This window comes from Mycoplasma sp. 4404, assembly GCF_034863325.1.
Classification (GTDB): Bacteria; Bacillota_I; Bacilli_A; order Mycoplasmatales; family Metamycoplasmataceae; genus Mycoplasmopsis.
The window spans coordinates 238,233-261,355 of sequence record NZ_JAYFFE010000001.1; the positions used below are offsets into that span (position 1 = coordinate 238,233).

2 protein-coding genes are annotated in these 23,123 nt (G+C 27.7%); both read left to right on the forward strand.

The features are described from left to right. Window positions 1-368 precede the first annotated feature (368 nt). Window positions 369-10,625, forward strand: a complete 10,257-nt coding sequence (locus VBN07_RS00900) for a GA module-containing protein (RefSeq protein WP_323177449.1) — start codon at window positions 369-371, stop codon at window positions 10,623-10,625. Between the two features lie 299 nt (window positions 10,626-10,924). Then, entirely contained in the window at window positions 10,925-21,880 is a 10,956-nt protein-coding gene (locus VBN07_RS00905; protein WP_323177450.1) for a lipoprotein 17-related variable surface protein, read from the forward strand. The last annotated feature ends 1,243 nt before the right edge of the window (window positions 21,881-23,123 follow it).

The following is a 23,123-nucleotide window of genomic DNA, read 5'->3' on the forward strand; positions in this document are numbered from 1 at the left end:
AAAATAATGTGAAAACACCTCAACAACATTGAGGTGTTATTATGTCTAATTAACCCTTCTGTCCACTTTTAGTGTCCTAGTTTATTTCTTTTTGTTTAGAATTTTCACAAGAAACAACAAATGCCACAGGAATTAATGTCGCACTTAAAATTAATGCAATTTTCAAAACGTTTTGTTTTTTTATAATTCTTCTATAAGTTCTTCTGTAAGATGTATAATACATCCATATACATATACATATATATAATGATTTCATATGTATTTCGAAATCATTAATAATAACTCACATGAGTTGAGTTATTTTTATGTTTATTTTAATGTGTATATATTTATATTTAATTAAAAACAATTAACAGGAGACTTAATTTATGAAGAAAAAAAATATATTTACGCTTTTAAGCGCTGCTCTTTCTTCATCTATACTTTTAATTTCTTCAGTTCCTATCTATATGGGTAAAGATACTACTGATACTAAATATGACAGTTTCTTTTATGAAGATACTGACATTTATTCTAATACAAGATATAGTCAATATGGTTCATATGACAATGGAAACGGGTATCAATTCTATGGATATAAAGGAACTCAAAATTTAGTAACTATTGGTGATCCATCAGTAACTGATAATAGAAATCCTAATTTCTTAAATACAAATTATTTTGATAGATTTACTAAAAGAGGTAATTGGGTTGATGATAAATCATTAAATGGTAGACGTAGAAAATGAAAATTAATTTTTCATAAAGATCAACCGGCTAATTTTAGAGAAAACAGATATTTAGGTGGTTTCTATTTTTCTCAAGACATGATTTTAGCGGATAATTCATTCGTTAAATTTTCATTTTATCCAGCTGATATTAATGTTATTGATTATGCAAATGTTTCAACAAAAGAAATTCCGGTTTCATGAACTCAATTACCAACCAATAAAAGTGATTACACTTTTATTAATCCGCTTTATTCTCAAAATCCTTACTTTGAAGATAAGTGACAAAATATTGTTAACTGAGTAAATCCAGAAAATACTTCTACTGCTGGAGCAGCTGGATATAACAATAATAGCGAAATTAGATTAAGAGGATTGTGAACTAATTCTGCCTACCCTTGAACAGCAGAAGAACAAGCAATTGCTGAAAAAAATGGTTTAACTCGTGATAGCCGCTCAGATATTGCTAATAGATTAATTAACGACCAAGTTACTACCCTTGGAAAGGGAACACCTGGTTTCTATCATAAATCTACTAAAAAAATTAATAAATTTGAAAATGGTGAAGTAGCAAGACAATTAATTAATGATGGCTTGTATGATGAAGATTTATTAAATAATGAAGGTATTGGTTTTTGAAATTTATTAGAAAAAAATGCCGGATATATGTTTAGTTTTTTCATTGATGCACCAAATGCTAGAAATAGAGGATGATCAAACAACGTTGTAGTTGTTGAATTTGAAACAGTTGATAATCCTAATTTTAAATGAAATGGCAAAACTTCTGTTCCGACCTTTTTAGGTGGAGCTTACACTCTTTTTGATGTTGGATTTAACTCTGGTTTTGAAGGTGAATCTGGATTTATCATAAGAAGTGAAAAAACTAAATCAACTGAATACAAATTTAGAATCAAAGAAACAGTTAATTCATCTGAAGCTAACATATATTTACCTAAATCATTTAAAAGAAGAGAAGATGATGAAATTGATAATAAATTGTATGAAGTAGGTCTTTATTACACTAATAAAGATGGAACAGAAATTAAATTACTTGATTTAGATAGAACAAAATACAATAACATAAATAATGCAAGAGAATATTATAGTGAATACACTTTAAATTCACCGCTTAATAATATTGATCCAAGCACTTTCAAAATTAAAGCAAAAATTAAAGACACTAATTTCCAAAATCAATGAAATATTGCAGAAGCAAAACTTTCTTCTACAACAAAAGATTCTCAAGGTTTTTATGTTTTTAATGATTTAGCCTATACTCCACTTATTACTGATAGATTAAGAATTGAACAAATGTTACAAACAGATTTCCCTAATTTATCAGGTTGAGTTAGTGAATTAGTTCAAAAATTTATTAATAATGAATTTAAAAATAGGGGTGAAAATAGTAGCGAAAGTGATGTTTGATTTAATGATCATAACAACAGAAGTACACCTGATGATAAAAAGTATGTATACACTTTCATGAGATTGTTAAGAAGAATGATTCCTATGATTCAATTTGCTTCTGAAGTTGATGAAACTTATTATTCTGATAGAAATAAAGGATTATCTAGCGATGAAAACAAATTAATTTCTCAATTAAATTTTGCTTATTCTTCTACTCAAGAGTTAAAAAATATGATTGAGAAGATGCACGAATATTTAAAAGCTGGAAAAGAAAAATTAAAAAATAATGAAGATCTTCCTTCAGGACAACAAACGGCTACTGAATGAGGTATTAAATTAAATCAAATTTTAGGCCCTAATCATCAAACCTATGATCAAGAAGTGGCAAAATTAGATGGATACAAAGTTGCTAATGACAATACAATTAGTGGTAAGATTAACGATCTCGCAACTAGTGTGTTTAGTCAAAATTATCCCGAAGCATACCAAAGTTTAACCCAAGCTGAAAAAGATAATTTAGTTAAATTATTTAAAGAAAAAGCAATTGATATTATCAATAATCAGTTTAAATTAACTGCAACTAATGGTGGTATTGATAACTTAATTCAAACCAATTCAAATACCAATTTAGAAACATTGAAGCAATTCCAAGCAGAAGTTGCTAATGCAATTTTGAAGCGTAAATATTTAAATGATTATGTAACTTGAATTAACAATAATTTAAAAAATGATGATGGAACTTGAAAAGAAACTGTTTCTGAAAGTACTCTAAGTTCTCATGAAGATGGTGAAAAATACAATAAATTTATTGACGCTTTTGACAATGCAGAATACCAAAAAATCTTTTTAAATGATCCAAGTAAAGGTTTTTTAACTGATTATGCTAAGTTTAACAACTTCAAAACTAAATTGGATAATGGGCTTAATTTATTAACTGAAAGTTTAAATACTTTAGATGGTAACAAAAATCAAGCTAAAAAAGCTGTTGAATCATTTGTTTTTGTTAAAAGTAATGAAACTGAAAGACAAGAATTTGCTACTTTATTAGAAAGATTACAAAATAACTATGAAACTAATAATGGAGCAGTTAAAGACGCTGTTTGAAGCACAAATAATAGTGAATTAGCAGAACAAATTAATAAAATTTTTGCTAAAGCTAAAACTAATTCAATTGCTAAATTAAATGAATTAACTAATTTAACTGAAACTGATAAGACAGAATTTTCAAAATTAATCAATGAAGCAGAACTAAATCCAATAAGTGAAGAATTTACTCAATTTGGTAATGATGCAAATTTAAAACTAATTTATGATAAAGCAGCATTAATTGATCATATTCGTTCATTAACTAATTTAACTGCTAAGCAAAAACAAGCTTTAATTGATCAAATAAATATTGCAGATAGTAATGATAGTAATTATGTAAATCCTAAAAATTATGAAACATTTAAAACAAATGCAACTAATTTAAATACACAAATGAAAGCATTAAAAGATTACTATGATAAATTGCCTGATTCACTTAAACCAAATAAAAATGGCGAAATTACTGATGAACTTTATGCTTATGAAAAAACTCAAAGCGAAAAAGAAAACTACAAACAATTTATTGAGCAAACCAAGGCAGTAATTGATGATTCTGCTACTACAACAATTACTAATAGTACAGAAATTGAAACTTTATTAAGAAATCTTGAAGATGCCAAATCTAAATTAGATGGTTCTAGTTCATATTTACCAAGACAAAATGAATTAAAACATATGACAGTTGAATTAAAACAACAATTGTTAAAAGAAATTGATAACACAATTACTGATGAAAATGATAAAGAAAATCAATTTAAAAAAGTTAAAGCCTTAGATCTAGCAATTGGTAAAGAATTAGAAAAAATTAACCAATGACAAACTAATGATGTGGTAGATACTAATGTTGGTTATAAAAATGCTGTTGATTCACTCAAAAATGCTGCCGATAGTTTAACTACCAAATTAACTACTGCATTTAATTCAAATTTAGCAGAAGGTAATCAAAATAAAGATAAATTCAATCAAGTTGAACAAACAGATCCAAATAATTACAGTGGACTTTATACTAAAGCTTTAAAAAACTATACAGATTTAAAAGATGAATTAAGCAAACTTAAATCTAAACTTGATGAAAGCACTCGTTTATATAACTTAACTATTAATCATACTAATAACAATCCACAATTATTTGCTACTAATGTGGCTAAAAATTATGCTAATGATCAAAGTCCTTTTACTGTAGCAATTAATGATAATCAACCAGATGCTGTTATTCAAAATATACAAGTAGTTGCTGCTAATGATGTTGATGGTACACTTGAAATTACTTATGAAATAGTTTCAACTAAAGCTGATTTAACTGATGTTAAAACTAAAGTAAAAACTTACACTTTTAAAGCAGATACTAATGATAATTATCAAACTGAAAAACAAAGATTAAATACTATTGCTGATAGTATTAATAAAGATAAAAGTAAAATTAATCTTGATTTTACAGCTGCCGATGAATTAGCTAATTCAGAAACTGCTAAAAATAAAGCTAATTATTCATTTTCAAATGCAACAAATGAAAAATTAACTTTCGATATCACAAGTATTAATCCAAAATCTGATTATGGTAAAAGCGCTTTAAACTTCACTTTAACTTCAACTAAATCTAAAGAAGATTTATTCTGAAGACAAGATAATAATTTAACTAATATCACTTACACAGTGCCAAAATCTGATGCTAATAGTGTAACAATTACAGGATTTAAAAATGGTGAAAAAACTAGATTAGATGGCTTAACTGGTTATAGTATTGATAGAAGCGACAAAGATGAAATTTTAGCTTCTTCAGTTAGTTTAAATGATTTAAATAGTGATAAATGAACTTGAAGTCCTGAAACAGATGGTCAATATACATTTGTTGAAAAAAGAATTGTAGGCTACAATGATGTTACTGGACAAATTAAGCTTGGCTTTAAATTGCAATCAAATAAAGACAATCTTGAAACTATTAAATCAGAAGAAAAATTTGTAACTATTTCTGGCTTCAAAACTGAATTAGACAGAATTAATGATTTAGTTACAAATACTTCTCCTAATTCTGTAATTAGTCAAAAATCAGGAACAACAAACAAAAAACCTTCTGATTTAACATCAGCTGATTTTGTTACTAATGTTCCAGATTCTCTTGCTAATGAAAATGTTAAAATCGATTCTAATTTAACATTAAATTCAAACGATGATACAGGTGAAATTGGAGTAGCTTATACATTAATTTCGACTAGAGATAATTTAGTTTCAGATAATTGAGAACCTGCTGTTACTAATTCAGATCCTATTAAATCTAAACAATCTAACACTGCAAAGTTTGCAGGTTATTTAACTAATAATCTTGAAGAAACTAAACGTTTAGACGCATTAAAAGTTTCATATCAAAATAAAAATTCACAATTAATGCCTTCTGAAATTTCGACTACAAACATTAACAGCGCTTTAGCTGTAACTTTACCTGAGAATAGCGAAGCTGAAGTAGTTGAATTAGCTATTACTAATCAAGATGATCGAAGTGGTAGTTTAACTATTTCATATAAATTAAGATCAACTAAAGCAAATTTAACTAACGCAGAAACTGCAACTAAAACTTATACTTTTAAATTAGCAACTAATGATAAATATAAAACTGAGCAAGAAAGAATTGATGCTCTTAGTTACCAACCTACTTTAAGTGAAAATGCTAAATTAAATAAAACTGCTTCCGAAATAGAACCAAGCGATATCGATTTTGCTACAAGCGAAACAGATGAAGCTTATGAAGTTAAAATTGTTTCAAATTCTATTAATGATAAAACTGGTGCATTTACCGTTGAATACAAGATTAAATCAAAAAGAACTAGTTTAGATGATATTGTTTCTACTCAAGCAAAAACTGCTACTTTTAATACCTTAACTGAAAGTCAAAGATTAGACAAATTAATCAATAATAAAACAATCACTAAAGAAATTACTTATGCTGGAGAAAAAGCTAAAAATAAAGTTTTAGCTTCAGAAGTAAATGAAGATATGTTGAGTCCAAACCAAAAATTATTAAGTGATTCAAAAGCTAAAATCGCAATTACTAATGTAAAAGTAGATCCAAACAATAATCAGCAAGTAATTGTTACTTATAATTTAACTTCTACTAAAGATAATTTAAGTGACGTTACTTCAAGTGTAACTAAAGAAATTACTATTGGTGGTTTCCAAAGCCCAATTGATAGAGAAAAAGAAATAATTGATGCTTACACCAATAATGAATTTGTCGGTTTAGGTGATGCAACTAAATTAGCTTCTGCTTTCAATGATGCTTCTAAGCATAATGATATTAACTTAACTTTCAAAACTCCAGATAATCACGCTAACGAAAGAATTAGCATCACTAATGTAATTGGTTATAATGATGTAATTGGGGCTTTAAAAGTTCAATTTAAAGTTATTAGTAACAAAAACGGTCAAGATGTAGTTTCAGAACCAAAAGAAATTATTATTAACAATTATTTAACTGAAAAAGGTAGATTAAATAATTTACGTCAAGAGATGTATAATCAAAATATTAATGTTGATTATCCACAAAAATCATTATCAATACCTTCAAAAGCAGTAGATGATAATGATGATTTAAGTAATTTCTACTATACTCAAAGCAATGAAAATAAAGCTGAATTAATTAATGTTTCTAAAGAAAGTGTAGATGATGCTGCAGGAACTGTTAATATTGAAGCCGAACTTAGATCAACCAAAACTCAAGCTGAATTAATTTCTAATTGAGAAGTTGATCCTAATGCTCCTTTTGTAACACCTGTTTCAGATAATACTGATTTAGGTTCTATTAGTGTATCTGGTTTCAGAACTAAGGCAGAGCAAGATAAAATAGATCGCGAAGCAGAAAAAACACGTTTAAATAATTTAACTGTTACATTAGGTTATGAAAACAAAACTACAACCTTACCTTCAAGTACAGTTATTGAAAAAGTAATTAAAACTATCAAAGAAGCTACTCCAGAAGCCAGAGTTGTAATTGATAATATTGATGCAAGAAATGAAATTGAAGGTTATATTAGAATCCAATACCATTTAGTGTCTGAAAAAAGCGATGAAATTTACCAAGATGTAACTTCAGATAATAAATACGCACAAATTAAAGGCTTTAAAACTGAGCAAATGCGTCTTGATGAAATTATGCAAAACTTAGCAATTAAAGCTGGAATTAAAAATATTGCAACCGACCAATATGATAAATGAACGGCAACACAATTATTAAAAGACTTAATTTTAAATAAATTAGCAACTAATAAAGATACAAGCTATAACTTAAAAGTAGTAGATAAATCAGCTAATGATAACACAGGTGAAATTAGTTATACTTGACAAATTATTTCTAATAGGGGTGTGGTTAATTCACAAAACTTGAATACTGTAACTTCAAGCGACCAAAATAACAAATCAGGTACTTTAAGTGGCTTTAAAACATTAGCGCAAAATGAAAAAGACAGATTAAATTCTCTTGATTTTAGTGACAAAGCTGAAAATGGTGTTCTTTATAATATTGATTATCAAAATAAAACAAATGAACAAGCTTCAAGTTTAACAGATGCAACCACTAATTGAACTTGAGATACATTAAATAAAGATAATTATGAATTTGTTAATCAAAAAATTGTTGGTTACAATGATTTAACTGGTGAAATTCGTTTAAGTTTCCAAGTTAAATCAACTAAACCAGACTTTAATTCTGTAGTTTCTGATACTAAAGAAATTATTATTAGTGGATTTGAAACAGAATTACAAAGATTAAATAAATTAGTTGATGCTAATACATATGATATTTCATTAAATAACACTGTTAATAAAGGAACTAAAAAAGCTTCAACTTTAAATAAAGATGATTTTAGTGCTTCAATTAAAGAAAATGCTGACAATACAAGCTATCACATCTCTGATTTACTTCTAACAGATTCTAATGATAATACAGGTCAAATTGGAGCTAAATACAAATTAATTTCAAACAGACAAGTAAATACTGATCAAAATGATTTGAAAAAATTAGTAAGCAATTGAAAAGACACATTCAAGGAACAACAAGTAATTTCTAAAGAATCAACTCCTGTTAATTTTGCTGGTTTCTTAACTAATACCGAAGAAGAGAAAAGAAGAATTGAAAACTTCTTATCAAAAATTGCGCTTGATTTTGCAAAGCGTGATCAATATTTACCACTTTATAATAAAAATGATGTAATTGATTCAAAAGTAACTGTTAAATTAAACAACAATGAAACTTTAGAACAAAATCAAATTAAAGTTAAAGAAAATTCATTAACTATTACTGAACGTGATGATCGTGAAGGATATATCAAAGTAACTTATACCTTGCAATCAACTAAACCAGGTTTAGAAGGCGCAGAAATTGTTGTTAATGAAACAAGAAGTGCTAATACTAACAAATTAAGCGGTTTCAAAACTGAATTACAAAGATTAGAAGGTCTAGTTTTTGATTTTAATAATAGTGTTAGTGATAAAAATCAAAAACAAGCTTCAGATACTACAATTACTATCAGTAATTTAAGTCAAAACGATGCTAAAACCACAAATATTACAATTAGTAATAAAACTCGTGATGATAGAAATGGTACTTTAAGCGGTACTTATAGCATTTATTCAACAAGAGATGGTTTAAATGACATTCATGTTGATGATAAAAAATTCACTATTAACGGATTTTTAACTGAACAAGAAAGAATTAATAATTTATTAGCAGATGATACAATTCAATCTCATGTTGAATATAAATTAGATAATCAAGCTGAAATTTTACCTTCAGAATTATTAGCTAATAAAGAACAAGTATTAAATAATTTAGGTACATATTTTGATATGAACTTAGATAATGAAGCAATTAATCAAGTTAATTTAAAAATTATTGAGTTAAGCGCTGATGATACCGATGGCTCAATTACCTTTAAATATAAAATTGCTTCAGCTAAAGAAAACTTAAATGATATTGAATCAGAAAACTTCAAAACTATTACTTTAAGTGGTTTCTTAACTGAATTAGACAAGTATAAAAAAGAAGCTAAGAAAACTATTGATGCATTACAAAACATCTCAGAAACACAAAAAGCTGCTGCTAAAGCTAAAGTTGAAGAACAAAACACAATTGACAATGTAAATAACATTGTTTCAAATACAACAGCAGTTGATGCTGCTCTAGGAACAATTAAAGACATCGCTCCAGTTAAAGAAAAAGTTCAATTCAAAGAAGCTGACGCAGATAAACAAAATGCATTAACTACAGCATTAGATAATTTAAATTCATTAGAAAGTAAAGAAGACTTCGAGAACGCTGTAGAAAACTTACAAGATAAAGTGCAAACTCTTAAAGATGCTCACAAAGCATTAAACGGAGATTCGAACTTAGCAAAAGCTAAAGCAGATGCTATTGCTGCTATTGATAAGTTAAGTTACTTATCTAAAGCTCAAAAAGATACTGCTAAAGCTGATGTTAATGCTAAAGAAGCTATTGTAGATGTAAATAACATTGTAAACAATGCTACTTTAATGAATAATGCTAAAGAAGCTCTAGATAAAGCTTCTAAAGCACAAAAAACAATTGCTTACACAAAAGCTTCAGAACAACCAAAAGCTAACTTTGATGCAGCCAAAGCTGATGTAGAAGCAATTAAAGATATTACTAACTTTAATAAGCCAGTAGATAACATCGTTGATTTAACAAATAAATTAAACAACGCAACTGCTGCTCTTGATGGAAGTGCAAACTTAGATGCTGCTAAAGAAGAAGCTCTTAAAGAACTTGATAAACTTCCATACTTATCAGATTCAGAAAAATACAAAGCTTCTGAAGCTATTAAAAACGCTACAGATGGTGAATCATTAGCAAAAGCTATTGAAGATGCTAAAGCTTTAAACAAAGCTAACTACGATAAAAAAGTAGATGAATTAAACGATTTAACAAACCAATACTTACAAAGTACATATGGAACAGATGCTTCAAACAAACATAGAGAAAATGTTGTTAAAGCAATTAATGAATTTAATTCAAAAGCATTCTCAGATACAAATGGTGAAGTCGCTATTGCTAAAGCTCAAAACTTACTTGATTTAGTTGATTCAATCACAACAAACAAATCAAGAAATAACTTTGAAGAGTTAGCTGACGCTTCAGAGCTTGCTAATATTGATACTTTAGCAAACGCTGTAATTAAACACAATTACTTTGAAACATCTACAAAAGCTAAGAATAAACTTAACTCAACAGACCTTAAAAATATTAAACAATTAATTTCTAAGGCTGGAGATATTGAAGGATTAAACGTGCTTACAACAGCTATTACTAAAGCATTAAAAGACAACTCACCAATCTTAATCTGACCATACTTTGTAGCTGCTTCGGTAGCAACTTGATTATTAGGAATGGCTATCTTTATCTTTGGTAAGAAAAAATAATTGTTAAGTAATAATTAACAAGAAAATTAGTCAATTAATCAGTACCAAATTTGCTTGGTGCTGATTTTTTGTACATTTTGTGCAATTAAACTAGGACAAGAAAAGTAGACAGTTTTTTATTTTTCTGTCTACTTTTCTTGTCCTAGTTTTTTTTTTTTTTTTTACATATATAATGTAAAATAATTAAAAATTTTAATAATTAAACTTAAATATTTAATGTATATATAACTGTAATTATTAAATTTAATTTAGAATTGTAAATTTAATTATAAATTTTTAATTTAAGAAGAGAGAAGAATATGGCAAATAAAAAATTAATAAAGAAATTTTTAACAATTGGAGTAACAACAAGTCCTTTGTTGCTATTTTTACCATCAGCATTGATAAGAGTTGATAACAAAGAAGTCGAAACAGGCGACTATGACCAAATAAATATTTTTTCAACAACCACAAGAAACGCTAATACAGCAGTAGAAAAATATGAAACAGGTTCATGGAACAAAGAAGTTTGAGGAAAAGTGGATCGAACATGATTTCCAAAGAATGATGACCCTTTAAAACCTGAAACAATTATGGAAATTTATGAAAATGGTCGATGGGTTGAATTACAAAATAGCGCTGGACAAAAAACAATTTGAAATCCAAGTGATGATTCCGCAAACGCTTTAAATCCTAATTTCGTTAAGAAAATTAGACTTAGATACTTGTCGATGAGAGCTTATCAAGACCAAGATTCAATGCTTATTCCCGAGAATTATTTTTCTGGTGGTTTTTGATTTTCTAAAGATATTGTTTTGGCAAGCAACATTGATGTAAAAATTTATGACGCGAGAAAATCAAAATATAAAACAAGCCCTAAATTAGAAAGACACGAAACCGTAACAATTGACCCTTTCTCATTTAGTTATACTAGTCGTACCACCGTTTCTCCTACAGTTATTTCAAACACTACCACTACAGACGGCACAAGCGAAGAAAGCGTTTCAAAACAATTTTCAAGTAGATACAATGCTTTTTACACAGAAAATCCTTTAACAGGAGTAAAAAACACAAGTTGATCTGATAATAGTGATTGGGGAACAACTGATATTGTTCATGATATTTTTAGCTTTAATGGAGCAGCATTTTTAAACAAATATGCACTATATAAACCTGACAATGGTTTATATAATGATGCTGCAAGTTTTGCTAAATCAGATGGTTGAATCACAATTCGTAATAGTCTTGGTGGTTATTTTTACTTTGCTTCAGGTCGCGGTACACAAGCTAGACCACAAGAAGTGGTATTAGAATTTGATGTTAGATTTAACATAAATTCAGATGGTACAACTACAAACGATTTCAACTCTACAACAAGATCGTTTTTTGGAACAACTCAAGCCTATCGTTATGATAATCAAAGCTTATTGCAAAAATTTTCTATGCAAAAACCTAGTTTTTGAAGAAACACCAATTTGATTATTAAAGAAGAATATGATGATAGAGTTAAAAAATCATTTAATACTTTAGATTTAAACACCCCACAAGCAGAATTTTATTTAGTTAATACACAACTAAATAGTTCTAAAAATTTAAATGACAGTAATTCAGTTGTAAAAATTAATAGAAACAATATTAGCAACTATTCTGATTTTAGTAAACCTTTTACTAATAAAGCAGTTATTCAAGAATCTATTGATATTGATAACGTTGATTCTGCATCAACCACACCTTCTACTTGACAAGCATCTAACATTGAATTAGTTATTAAACAAGATGAAAAAAGCAAAAAATATTGAAAATTTGCTAATAATAATGGTAGATTCACATTAAGCGACCGTAATAACTTTTCAAGCGAAGCCAACATAAATTCAAACATTGTTTGATCATTAACTGATTATGGTACTGTTATTGCAACAATCAAAGAATCTAAATGACTAACGAATCTTCAAAAAGCACAATTAATGGCAGATTTAGAAAAGCAAATAGATCAAGATTACAACTTACCAGGTGGAACAGGCAAGAGAAATCTTAATGAATGAATTGCTTATGTTAAGGCATATGATGACTTGCAAAAACAAATTGAAGAAAAGTTCTTTGAAACAGTTAATTATGCTTCAAGCGATGAAAAAGTGACAGTTGATGACTATGATGGAACTAAAAAGTTGGATTATTTATTTTCGACTCCTGCTTACAAAAATAATATTGATTCTCGCAAATTTTCTTATTGACAATATGCTGCTTACAAGAGTAATGAATTTAATCAAAGCGAAAAATTATTTGATAGATCAAATGCTCCAACAACTGTTAGCTATAACAATCTTCAATCAACCCTAGCAATTTGAAAAGGAGCGAACTTTGGCACTCCAAATGGTTTAAAAAACTTAAAAGCATTAGAAGATAAAATTAACAATTACGCAGTAATCGCCGATTCTGAATACAACAAACAACAAATTAAAACCTTTATTGAAAAAATTAAAAATAAAGCTTTAAATGATTTTGTAAATATTCAAGTTAAAAATGATCAAGGTCAATCAAGCACAACACTAGCAAACGCTTGAAAAGCAAACTGAAAATATGACTATTTAGGCGATATTCAAAAACTAGAAAAAGCTGTTAGTTTAGCTAATGACATTTACACTAAAACCAAAACATTTAATCAAGAATTAGACACAATCAAAACAAGTGATTTATTTACAGGTGGCAGTACATTAACTGATAAAAATCCAACAAATGATTCTTTTGTTTGATACGGAGAAACCGCTAGAGAACAATTTACTAATGTAAATGAACCTGCTTGAACTAAATTGATGAATCAATTAATTGGTTCAGATCAAGAAAATAATAAGGCAAATAATGTATTTGCTTCAGAAACTAATTTATTGAATACTAATTTAAAACAAAATTACTTAACAGGATTTAATAACTTAGTTTCTTCATTAGACAATATTTTTGGTAACGGTGGTAAATTAGCTGAAGAATTTAAACAATATAAATACATCGATGCCAAGAAATACTATGACATTGATAACGAAATTTCCAATTTAACAGACTGATTTGGAAAAGTAAGCAAAATAAAAGTTGGTGGAACAGAATATGGTAATCGTCATAATTTTGCTACTAATTCAACTCAAGATTTTGTGTTGCTTAAACCATATCAAGATGATATCAATGATTATTTATTACAAATTTCTAATACCGTTTACAAAGAATCTGCTAATGTTGTAAAAACTCAAATTAATGCTTTACAAAACTTATCAGATGCCAAAAAACAAAGTTTTAAAGCCGAAATCGACAAATTTATTGACACAAATTTAGCTACAAATAAATTAAATGTAGTCTATAAAAATGACAGCGATTTTACTAAAACTTTAGAATTAGCCAAAGAACAAGATAGAATCAACGGTATTGCTAAATCTTTAGCTGCAACTGAAAATAAATTTGATTATGATCAAGCAAATAATCAAACTAAATCTAATACTTTGGTTAAAGATGCACAATTAGCCAAATTCTATTTAGTAGAATCATTAACCGATGCGACTGTTGAAATTAAATCAATCGCCGAAACTGAACAATTAACTGACAGCGGTAGAGTTAAATTAACTTATGTTGTTAAGTCAACCAAGAATTTATATAGCACTACTATTCAAAGTGATGAAACTACTTCTAATTGAATAACAGGATTTGCAGCTGATAGAGTTCAAGAAAAACAAAGAATCGATGCTTTAAGTGCTACATTTGCTCTTAAGACACCTAAATCAGTATTAGCTCGTGAAATTACTAAAGAAAATTTTGCTCAATATATTAATGTAAATGGTATTGATGACCAAACTGAAGAAATTGTTCTTAAAGACAAATCATTTGTAGTTGATGATAAAACAGGAACATTAACATTTGATTATGTAATCAGATCAAAAAGAATTAATGATCTTGAAACTGGTCAAAGAAAGGCAACAGTAAATAATTTCAAAACTGAAGTAGATAGATTAAATGATGTAGTTGCTAACATTAAAAACAATACTTTAACCGTTACAAATAATTCAATCAATGACCAAGCAAATAGATTACCTTCAGAAGTTCAAAATAATGAAATAACTTTTGCTGATATAAATAATCAAAATGCAAAAGTAAAAATTATTGACATTATTAAAAATGATGATAATGGTACTTTAACAATTAATTATGCTCTTACCTCAACTGTTGAAGACTTAAAAGATGTTCAATCAACTGAGAAAAATAGTCTTACAGTTAATGGTTTCTTAACTACTCTAGAAAAGAAAAGACGCGAAGTATTACAATTAATTAATGATAGTAACAACTTAACTAAAAAAGAAAAAACAGAATTTAGAAACAAAGCTAATGAATCAACTCAAACTGTTCAAAGTTTAAACGAATTAGCAACAAAAGTTAAAATTCATGATCTTTCTAATACAGTTAAAACAGCCTATACTAATTTAAATAATAATCAAGTAGCAGATATCGTTGATAAAATGCGCGAAGAGACCGTTTTTGATGATGCTCAATTATTATTTAATGATGCAAGCGAGTTAAACGATGCTATGAGTGATTTACACGACAAAGTGTTAGAACAACTCAAAGTGTTAACTAATAATCAAAATCTTACAAATGACCAGGATAATAGTGCAAAAACCGCTATTAACTATACCTTAGCTGATGCTAATAAAAATGGAAACTATAATAGTGATTTATTAAGAGCACAAAACGTTTTAAATAAAACATCAGGTGAAAACGAAGATTTAGCAACAATTAATACAATTGTTCAAAACTTAACTAATACATATAATGAATTAAATGGTCAAAACAATCTTGACACTCAAAATGCTGAAATTAACAAATTAAATAAGTTAAGTCAAGAACAAAAGAATGCTATTAAAACACAAATGGCTAATAGCGCTAATTTAACAGACTTAAAAGACATTGTTGATAAAGCCCAAACCTTAGATGGAAAAATAGCTGCTTTAGAAGCTAAAATAGCTGAAGCAGAAACCAAAAAAACTGATGGTATTTATACTAAAGATACTAAAGATAAACAAGCTGATTTTGATCAAGCAATTACTAATGCTGAAACAGCCTTAAACGGTTATAAAACAAAAAATTTAACCAATTTAGGAGCAAGCGAATTAAATGCTCAAAGTGTGGCTATAGTTTCAGATATAGCTACTTTAGATTCTGAAATCAATAAATTAGATGGTTACAAAAACGAACTTAAAGAATCGCTTAAAAACTGAGAACTATTAACAGAAACTCAAATCAAAGAACTTCAAGCCAAAGTTGATAGCATTAGTGAAAAACAACCTTCTGAAGAAAGCAAAGAAAGAATATTAAACGAAGGTTTAAGCTTAAGTAAACAAAAAGCAAAAAATGATTTAATCGTTGATAATTATCCTAATTTATCAACTGCTGAATTAACCAAATTAAAAGAAGCTGTCGATTCTGCACAACTTGATAAAACCGCTGATCATAAATATGATTCAGCTGTAAAAGCAGTCTTAGATAATGCTAAAACGCAAAATGATACTAAACAAAATGCTATTAACGCAATTAATGGTTTAAGTGATTTAACACAAAACCAAAAAACCGTATTTGAAAATCAAGTTAAATCATCGCCAACATCACAATCTTCAACAGTTCAAGAAAATGCTACAGTTTTAAATACTGCCATTTCAGAAGCTAAGAATGTTGTAAAAGAGCAAATTCAAAAATTAGCAAAAGATGACCAATTAACCTACGAAACAGCTAAATCAGCAAATAAAGTTGCTGACAAATATAGATTAGCTGATTCATCATTAAAAGCAACATATGATGCTAAATTAGAAGCTTTAAATAATTTAATTGTGAAAGACAATGTTTCAAAAACAGAAATTGATAATGCTAAAGCTGAATTAATTTCAGCTTATGATGCACTTAACGGCGATGAAAAAGCTAAAGAACAAAAGAGTGCTATTGGCAAATTAAATAATTTAACTCCTAAACAAAAAGAACAGTTGAAAGAAAAAATCGACAATGCATCTGATCAAGAAACAGCAAATCAAATTATTGAAAAAGCTAAACAATTAGATCAAGGAATTAATGATTTAAAAACTAAACTTGCTGAAGCTAAAAGTACTAAAGAGCAACCTGTTTATCTTAATGATACAACAACAAACAAAGAAGCTTTAGACAATCAAATTACTGCAACTGAAAAATTATTAAAAGACTTAGAATCATTTAATTTAGCAACAAATAGCAATGATCAAATAACTGCCAAAACCACTGAAGTTAAAAAGCAAAAAGAATCATTAAATACTGCTATTACTAATTTAGACGGTAAAAGAGAAGCATTAAGAAATGAAATTAATGCTTATGCTTCTGAATTATTAGATAATAAACAAGATTATTTAGATAGAATTAATCAACTTGATAAAAATAATTGAGACGAAGAAGCTGCAAATGCAATATTGAACGATTCTTTAAATAAAGCTAAAGAAAATGCACAAAATCAAATTGATGCATTAACTAACTTAACTAATGATGAAAAAGCTGCATTCAAACAACAAATTAATGATGCTCAAAAAGGTGCAAGCAATCAACCTGATTCAAATATTAGTGCTATCTTAAACGAAGCTAAAGCTCAAAATAATGCTAAACAAGCTGCAATTGATCATATAAATGGTTTGAATAATCTAAATGATGATCAAAAAGCAGCCTTAGTTGAAGAAGTTAAAGCAGCAGCTTCAAGTGAAGTTGAAACAATTAAAACTAAAGCAAATGAATTAAATACTTCTATGAAAAACACTAAAAATAAAGTCTTAGAAGAATTACAAACATTAACTGAAAATTCTAATTTAGAATTAAATGATGCTGCTTATTCAGCAGACAAAACTTTAGACAACTATCAATTTGCTTCATCTGATGTTAAAGTTAATTACGATGCTAAATTAGCAAAAATTAAAGAATTATTAAGCCAAAACACAGATAAAGCAACAATTGATCAAGCATTAAAAGAATTAGAAAAAGCTTACAATGCACTTAATGGTGAAGAAAACAAAAACAAAAAAGCTGCAGAAGTTAATAAACTTGATAATTTATCAAAAGATCAAAAAGATAAAATTAAAGACTTATTAAATAACGCTACTGATGAAGAAGCTGCACAAAAAATCTTAGAAAAAGCTCAAAAATTAAACTTAGATCTTGGTGACTTAGAAAAACAAATTACTTCTACAGAAACTAAAGTTGCAACAAGCATTTATACCAACGATGCGCAAGGCAGAAAAGAAGCTGTTGATCAAGCCTTGGAAAATGCTGAAGATAAATTAGCAGAATTAAAAGCTAAAGATTTAAGCAATGCAACTGCTGATTCATTAAATGGTTTAGCTAATGAAGCAAACCAAAGTAAAGAAGCCTTAAAAACTGCTGATGAAGCGCTTGATGGAAATAGAGAAGTATTAAGAAATGACATTAAGAATCATTTCCCAAGTCTAAACGCAAACCAAAAAGGCTTATTAAAAGCCGAAATTGAAAAATTACCAAAAGTTCCAACACAAGAAGAAACACAAGCTATTTATGACAAGGCTCTTAAATATGCACAAACCAATGCCAAAGATGAATTAGCTAAACTAGATAATTTAACTAAGGCCGAAAAAGATACATATATTGCTAAAATTGATGCTGCCACATTAGATAAGACAAATCAAGATTTTGCTATTAATGTTAAAAATCTTTTAGATCAGGCCAAAGCTGATGAAACAGCTAAAGCAAAAGCTATTGAAACAATTAATAAATTAACTAACTTAAATCCAGCTCAAAAATCATCCTTAACTGAAGAAGTCAAAAATAACCAAGCAAGTGAAACTAATAATATTGTTAAAAAAGCTAAAGCAATTGATGACAAAATGAAGGCTTACAAAGATATTGCCGAAGTTGATAAAACAAGTGTTGATTATGTTGAAGCTGACGAAGATCGTCAAGTTAAATATAATAATCAAGTAGCAATTAGAACTGAAGATTTAGGTGATAATGGAACTAATTTAAGTGTTGAGCAAATTGATGCTAAAATTGTTGAACTTAATAGCGCAATTAATGGCTTAAATGGTGATGAAAAAGTTGCTCAAGCTAAAGAAAATGCTATTGCTAAAATTAATGGTGAAAATCCAATTTACACTAACTTAACTGCTCAACAAAAAGCAGAAGCAATTGCTAAAATCAATGAAAAAGATAGAGTTGCCGATGTAAATTCTGTTGATGCAAATAATGCATTAGTTAATGGCACAATGGCTACACTTGATCAATACTTAAACAACGAAAGTAAGATTAAAAACGATATTAATTACACAGGTTCAGAAGAAGACTTAAGAGAAGCATATGATGATGCTATTCAAGCCTTAAAAGACTATAAAACAGCTTTAAACGAACCAAGTGATGATACAAAAGACATCTTAAGCAATGACAAGATTCAAGAAAAAATCAATGCGGTTCATGAAGCAATTAATAACTTAAATGGTAAAGAACACATTAAAACAGTTAGAGCTGAAGAAATTGCTAAAATTAATGCTTTAGAAAATATTAATGATGCTCAAAAATCAGCTTTAATTGCTAAAGTTGATAAAGCTACAACTCCTGAAGATGTTAGAGCTGCAACTGAAGAAGCAGCAGCATTAGATGAAAAAATGGTTGAGCTTAAACAAGCAGTTGCCGACAATCAAGACACACCTAATAGTGTTGATTATAAAAATGCAACTGAAGTAAAAATGCGTGAATTTGATAAAGCGTTTAATAATGCAAACAATTTAGCTGATAAAGAAAATGGAAGTGCTGAATTAAGTATTGACAATATAGATTCATTAATTGAAAAATTAAATGTTGCCGCTCAAAACCTTGACGGTGATGAAAAAATCAATAACAAAAAAGCTAAAGTAAGAAACTTAATTAATGATCTTGAACATCTTAATGATGCTCAAAAAACAGCTTTAATTGAAGAAGTTGATAAAGCTAAATTGTTAGCTAATGTTGATAAAGTGGTTGATAAAGCGCAAACATTAAATAATGCTATGGGTCAATTAAAAGAAACAGCTAAGGCAATTAATGAAGAATTAACTCAACCAGATAATCCTAAATATGTCGCAGCTTCTCAAGAACCTAAAGCTAACTACGACGAAGCTAAAGCTAAAGTTGACGAATTAATCAGTAATCAAGGTTCAAATGAGGACGTTGCTAAAGTATTAGAATTAGAAAAAGCATTAATTGATGCTAAAAATGCGCTTGACGGTGATAAAAACTTTGAATATGCTAAAGAAAAAGCAATTGAAAAAGTTAATAAAAATAACAACTTGACTCCTGCTGAAAAACAAGCTTTAATAGATCAAGTTAAAGACTTAGCTATTCCTTCTAATTCAGATAATGCTGATGAAGTTCAAAACTTCAAAGACAATTTAGATAAAATTGTTAATAAAGCAGACTTAATTAATGATGTTAAAAACAATGCTAATTTAACACCTGAACAAAAAGCAGACTTAATTGACGATATTCAAAAAGCTAATGTTGATGATAAATTAAACAGTGAAGCTAACAAAAATTCATATGGTGATACATTAAACAACATCAAAGCTAAAGAAAAAGCTTATGAAAGAATTAATGCTACTGATGACTCTCAATTAATCACTGAAGATAAAGCAAAATTAAGTGATAATATCAGTCAATTAGACCCTAGAGATAAAACATTTGCTGATCAATTAGCTAATGAAGAACTTAAAGAAAATAAAATTAAAGAAATCAGAAGTAATCCTAACTTAACTGATGATCAAAAATCACAATTAATTGATGAAGTTGCTAACTTAGACAATAAACAGTCTGATTTGGTTGATCAAATTGCTAAAATTGATCAAAAAGCTAAACTAATTGAAAAAATTCAAACTAATGAACACATTAGCGATGAAGATAAAAACAAATTAGTAAATGAAGTAATTAATGAGCCTCATGATGACAGTAAATTAACTGATAAATTAAATAACATTGAATCTAAATTGAATTTAATTGACCAAATTAAACAAAACGCTAATTTAGATGAAAATACTAAAGAAGCTTTAGTTGATCAAGTTCATAAATTAGCAAAAGATTCAGATAATTTTGCTGCTGAAGCAGATAATATTTCAGCTAAAGTTAAAGCAATTGAACAAATTAAAGCAAATGATGAGTTAACTAAAGAAAATAAAGCAAATCTAGTTGAGGAAATTATTAACTTAGATAATAATCAAACCAAATCAAGTCTTGATTATCAAATTAGTAATGTCGATAAAAAAGCCGAACTTTACGAACAAATTAACCAATCAGACTTGCCACAAACTCAAAAAGATGCATTAATTGCTGAATTAGACACGATTAATGCTAATAGTGAAAATGCTTCAGTAAGCTTTGACAACATCAAAGATCAATTAAATAAGTTAAGCAAAATTAACAATGATCAAACTTTAAGTGACAATGATAAAGCTAAATTAGTTGAAGATGTTTTAGCTAACAATCCAACTGAACAAAACTACAATGAAATAGCTGAAAACATTGACAAAAAACAAGAAGCAATTGATCAAATTAGACAAAATCCAAACTTGACACAAGAACAAAAAGATTCAATTTCTCAAAACATTAGAGAATTAGATGAAACAAGCGAAGAATTTACTAATAAATTAGAAATGGAAAAAGCTAGATTAGACTTAATTGATCAATTACATCAAGAAGCTAAAGACAACAAAATTTCTGATGAAACCAGAGATAAATTAATTAGCGAAACATTGAATTTAGCTAATGATTCAAGCTTTATAAATAACTTAAATAACATAAAAACTAAAGACAAATTAATTCAACAAGTTAAAGCGAGCGATGTGCTTAATGACACAAGCACAGTAACATTAATCAATAACATTTTAGATAATAATGCTACAAGCACAGAATTTGATAATAAACATAATCAAATTACTCAATTATATGTTGATGCTGAAGAATTGGCTAAAGCTAAAAATGATTTAGTGGATTTAACCAAATCTAAGAAATTTGAAAAATTAACTAAAGCTAAACAAGATGCAATTAACAAAGCAATTGCTGATTCAGATGAAATTTTAAATAATCTTAACTCTCATAACAACGAAGATGTAGTTAAACAAACAACTATTGATAAAAGATTAAAAGAAGCATCACCGATCTTAATCTGACCATACATTGTAGCTGTTTCAGCTGTAACTTGATTAATTGGTATGTTAATCTTTGTATTCGGTAGAAAGAAAAAATAAGAAGTTAATTAACAATTAATAAACAATCAAAATCAATCAGTACTAGATAAAAATAGTGCTGATTTTTTTATATTTTTTTAAAAACCAAAAAATTTCACAAAAATCTTTAAAAATTTCATAAATGTTAAACCACCTCAACAACATTGAGGTGTTATTATGTCTAATTAACCCTTCTGTCCACTTTTAGTGTCCATGTTTATTTCTTTTTGTTTAGAATCTTAACAAGAAGCAACAAATGCCACAGGAATTAATGTCATACCTGAAATTAATGCAATTTTCAAAAAAGTTTTAATTTTTTCACATTTCTTCCACAGGTATATAATATATATATATATATATATATAATCATGAGTTAAAAAGTGTTAAGAAATAAAGTCTATCAATGTCTTTTTAGAATTTGATACTACACATATGATAACTTAACTAACATAATAGTAACCGTCCGAAGTTCTTGAGCTCCTTGTTTTGTCGTCAGCAAACAGGAGCACAAGACGAGGACAGTAAGTCTTTCAGTAGTTAAATTGAATAAGTGTTGTTATTTATATTTTAAAAAGACATAAAACAACCAATAATCTTCTTACTATTATTTTAACAGAGAAAAACAAACTATATAGACACAATATTATGATTTTTAAAATATAAATATATACCTTATTACCTTATTTAATTTCTTCCTACAGTGGAAAAATTAAATAAGGTATATATAAGATATATACACTAATATCTAATATATAAAATATATTTATAATGAATATATTTTATATATTAGTATATATACATAATATGTATTTAAAAACTATTCTAACATATTTTTAAATACATATTATGTTATTGCATATATAGTATATTTATATACTATATATGCTTACGTTATTTCTATCAGCGGTCTATGTGTAAGTTGATAGCATCAAAGTAATAAAAAAACAGCAATGTTAATCACTGTTTAAATCGCTCTTTTACTCTGACCCTTTGAATGCAATTTGACTTTTTTGAAAATCTTTTAAGGAGAAAGAATCTCTTTATTCTTATTTGTAATAACCTAACTCAACAATTGAGTTTGAAAAATATAATATATTAATGTTCAATTTCTTTAAATTTAGAAAAGAATAATTAATGAAAAAAACTTTTCAGTTCCTAGCAGCATCTATAACTATAATAAATTGATTTTGTATCAGCTTACTCTTCAAAATAAAAGAACTCCAAAAGTGAGTTTGCTTTAGCTTTTGTATTACATTTATCTCTA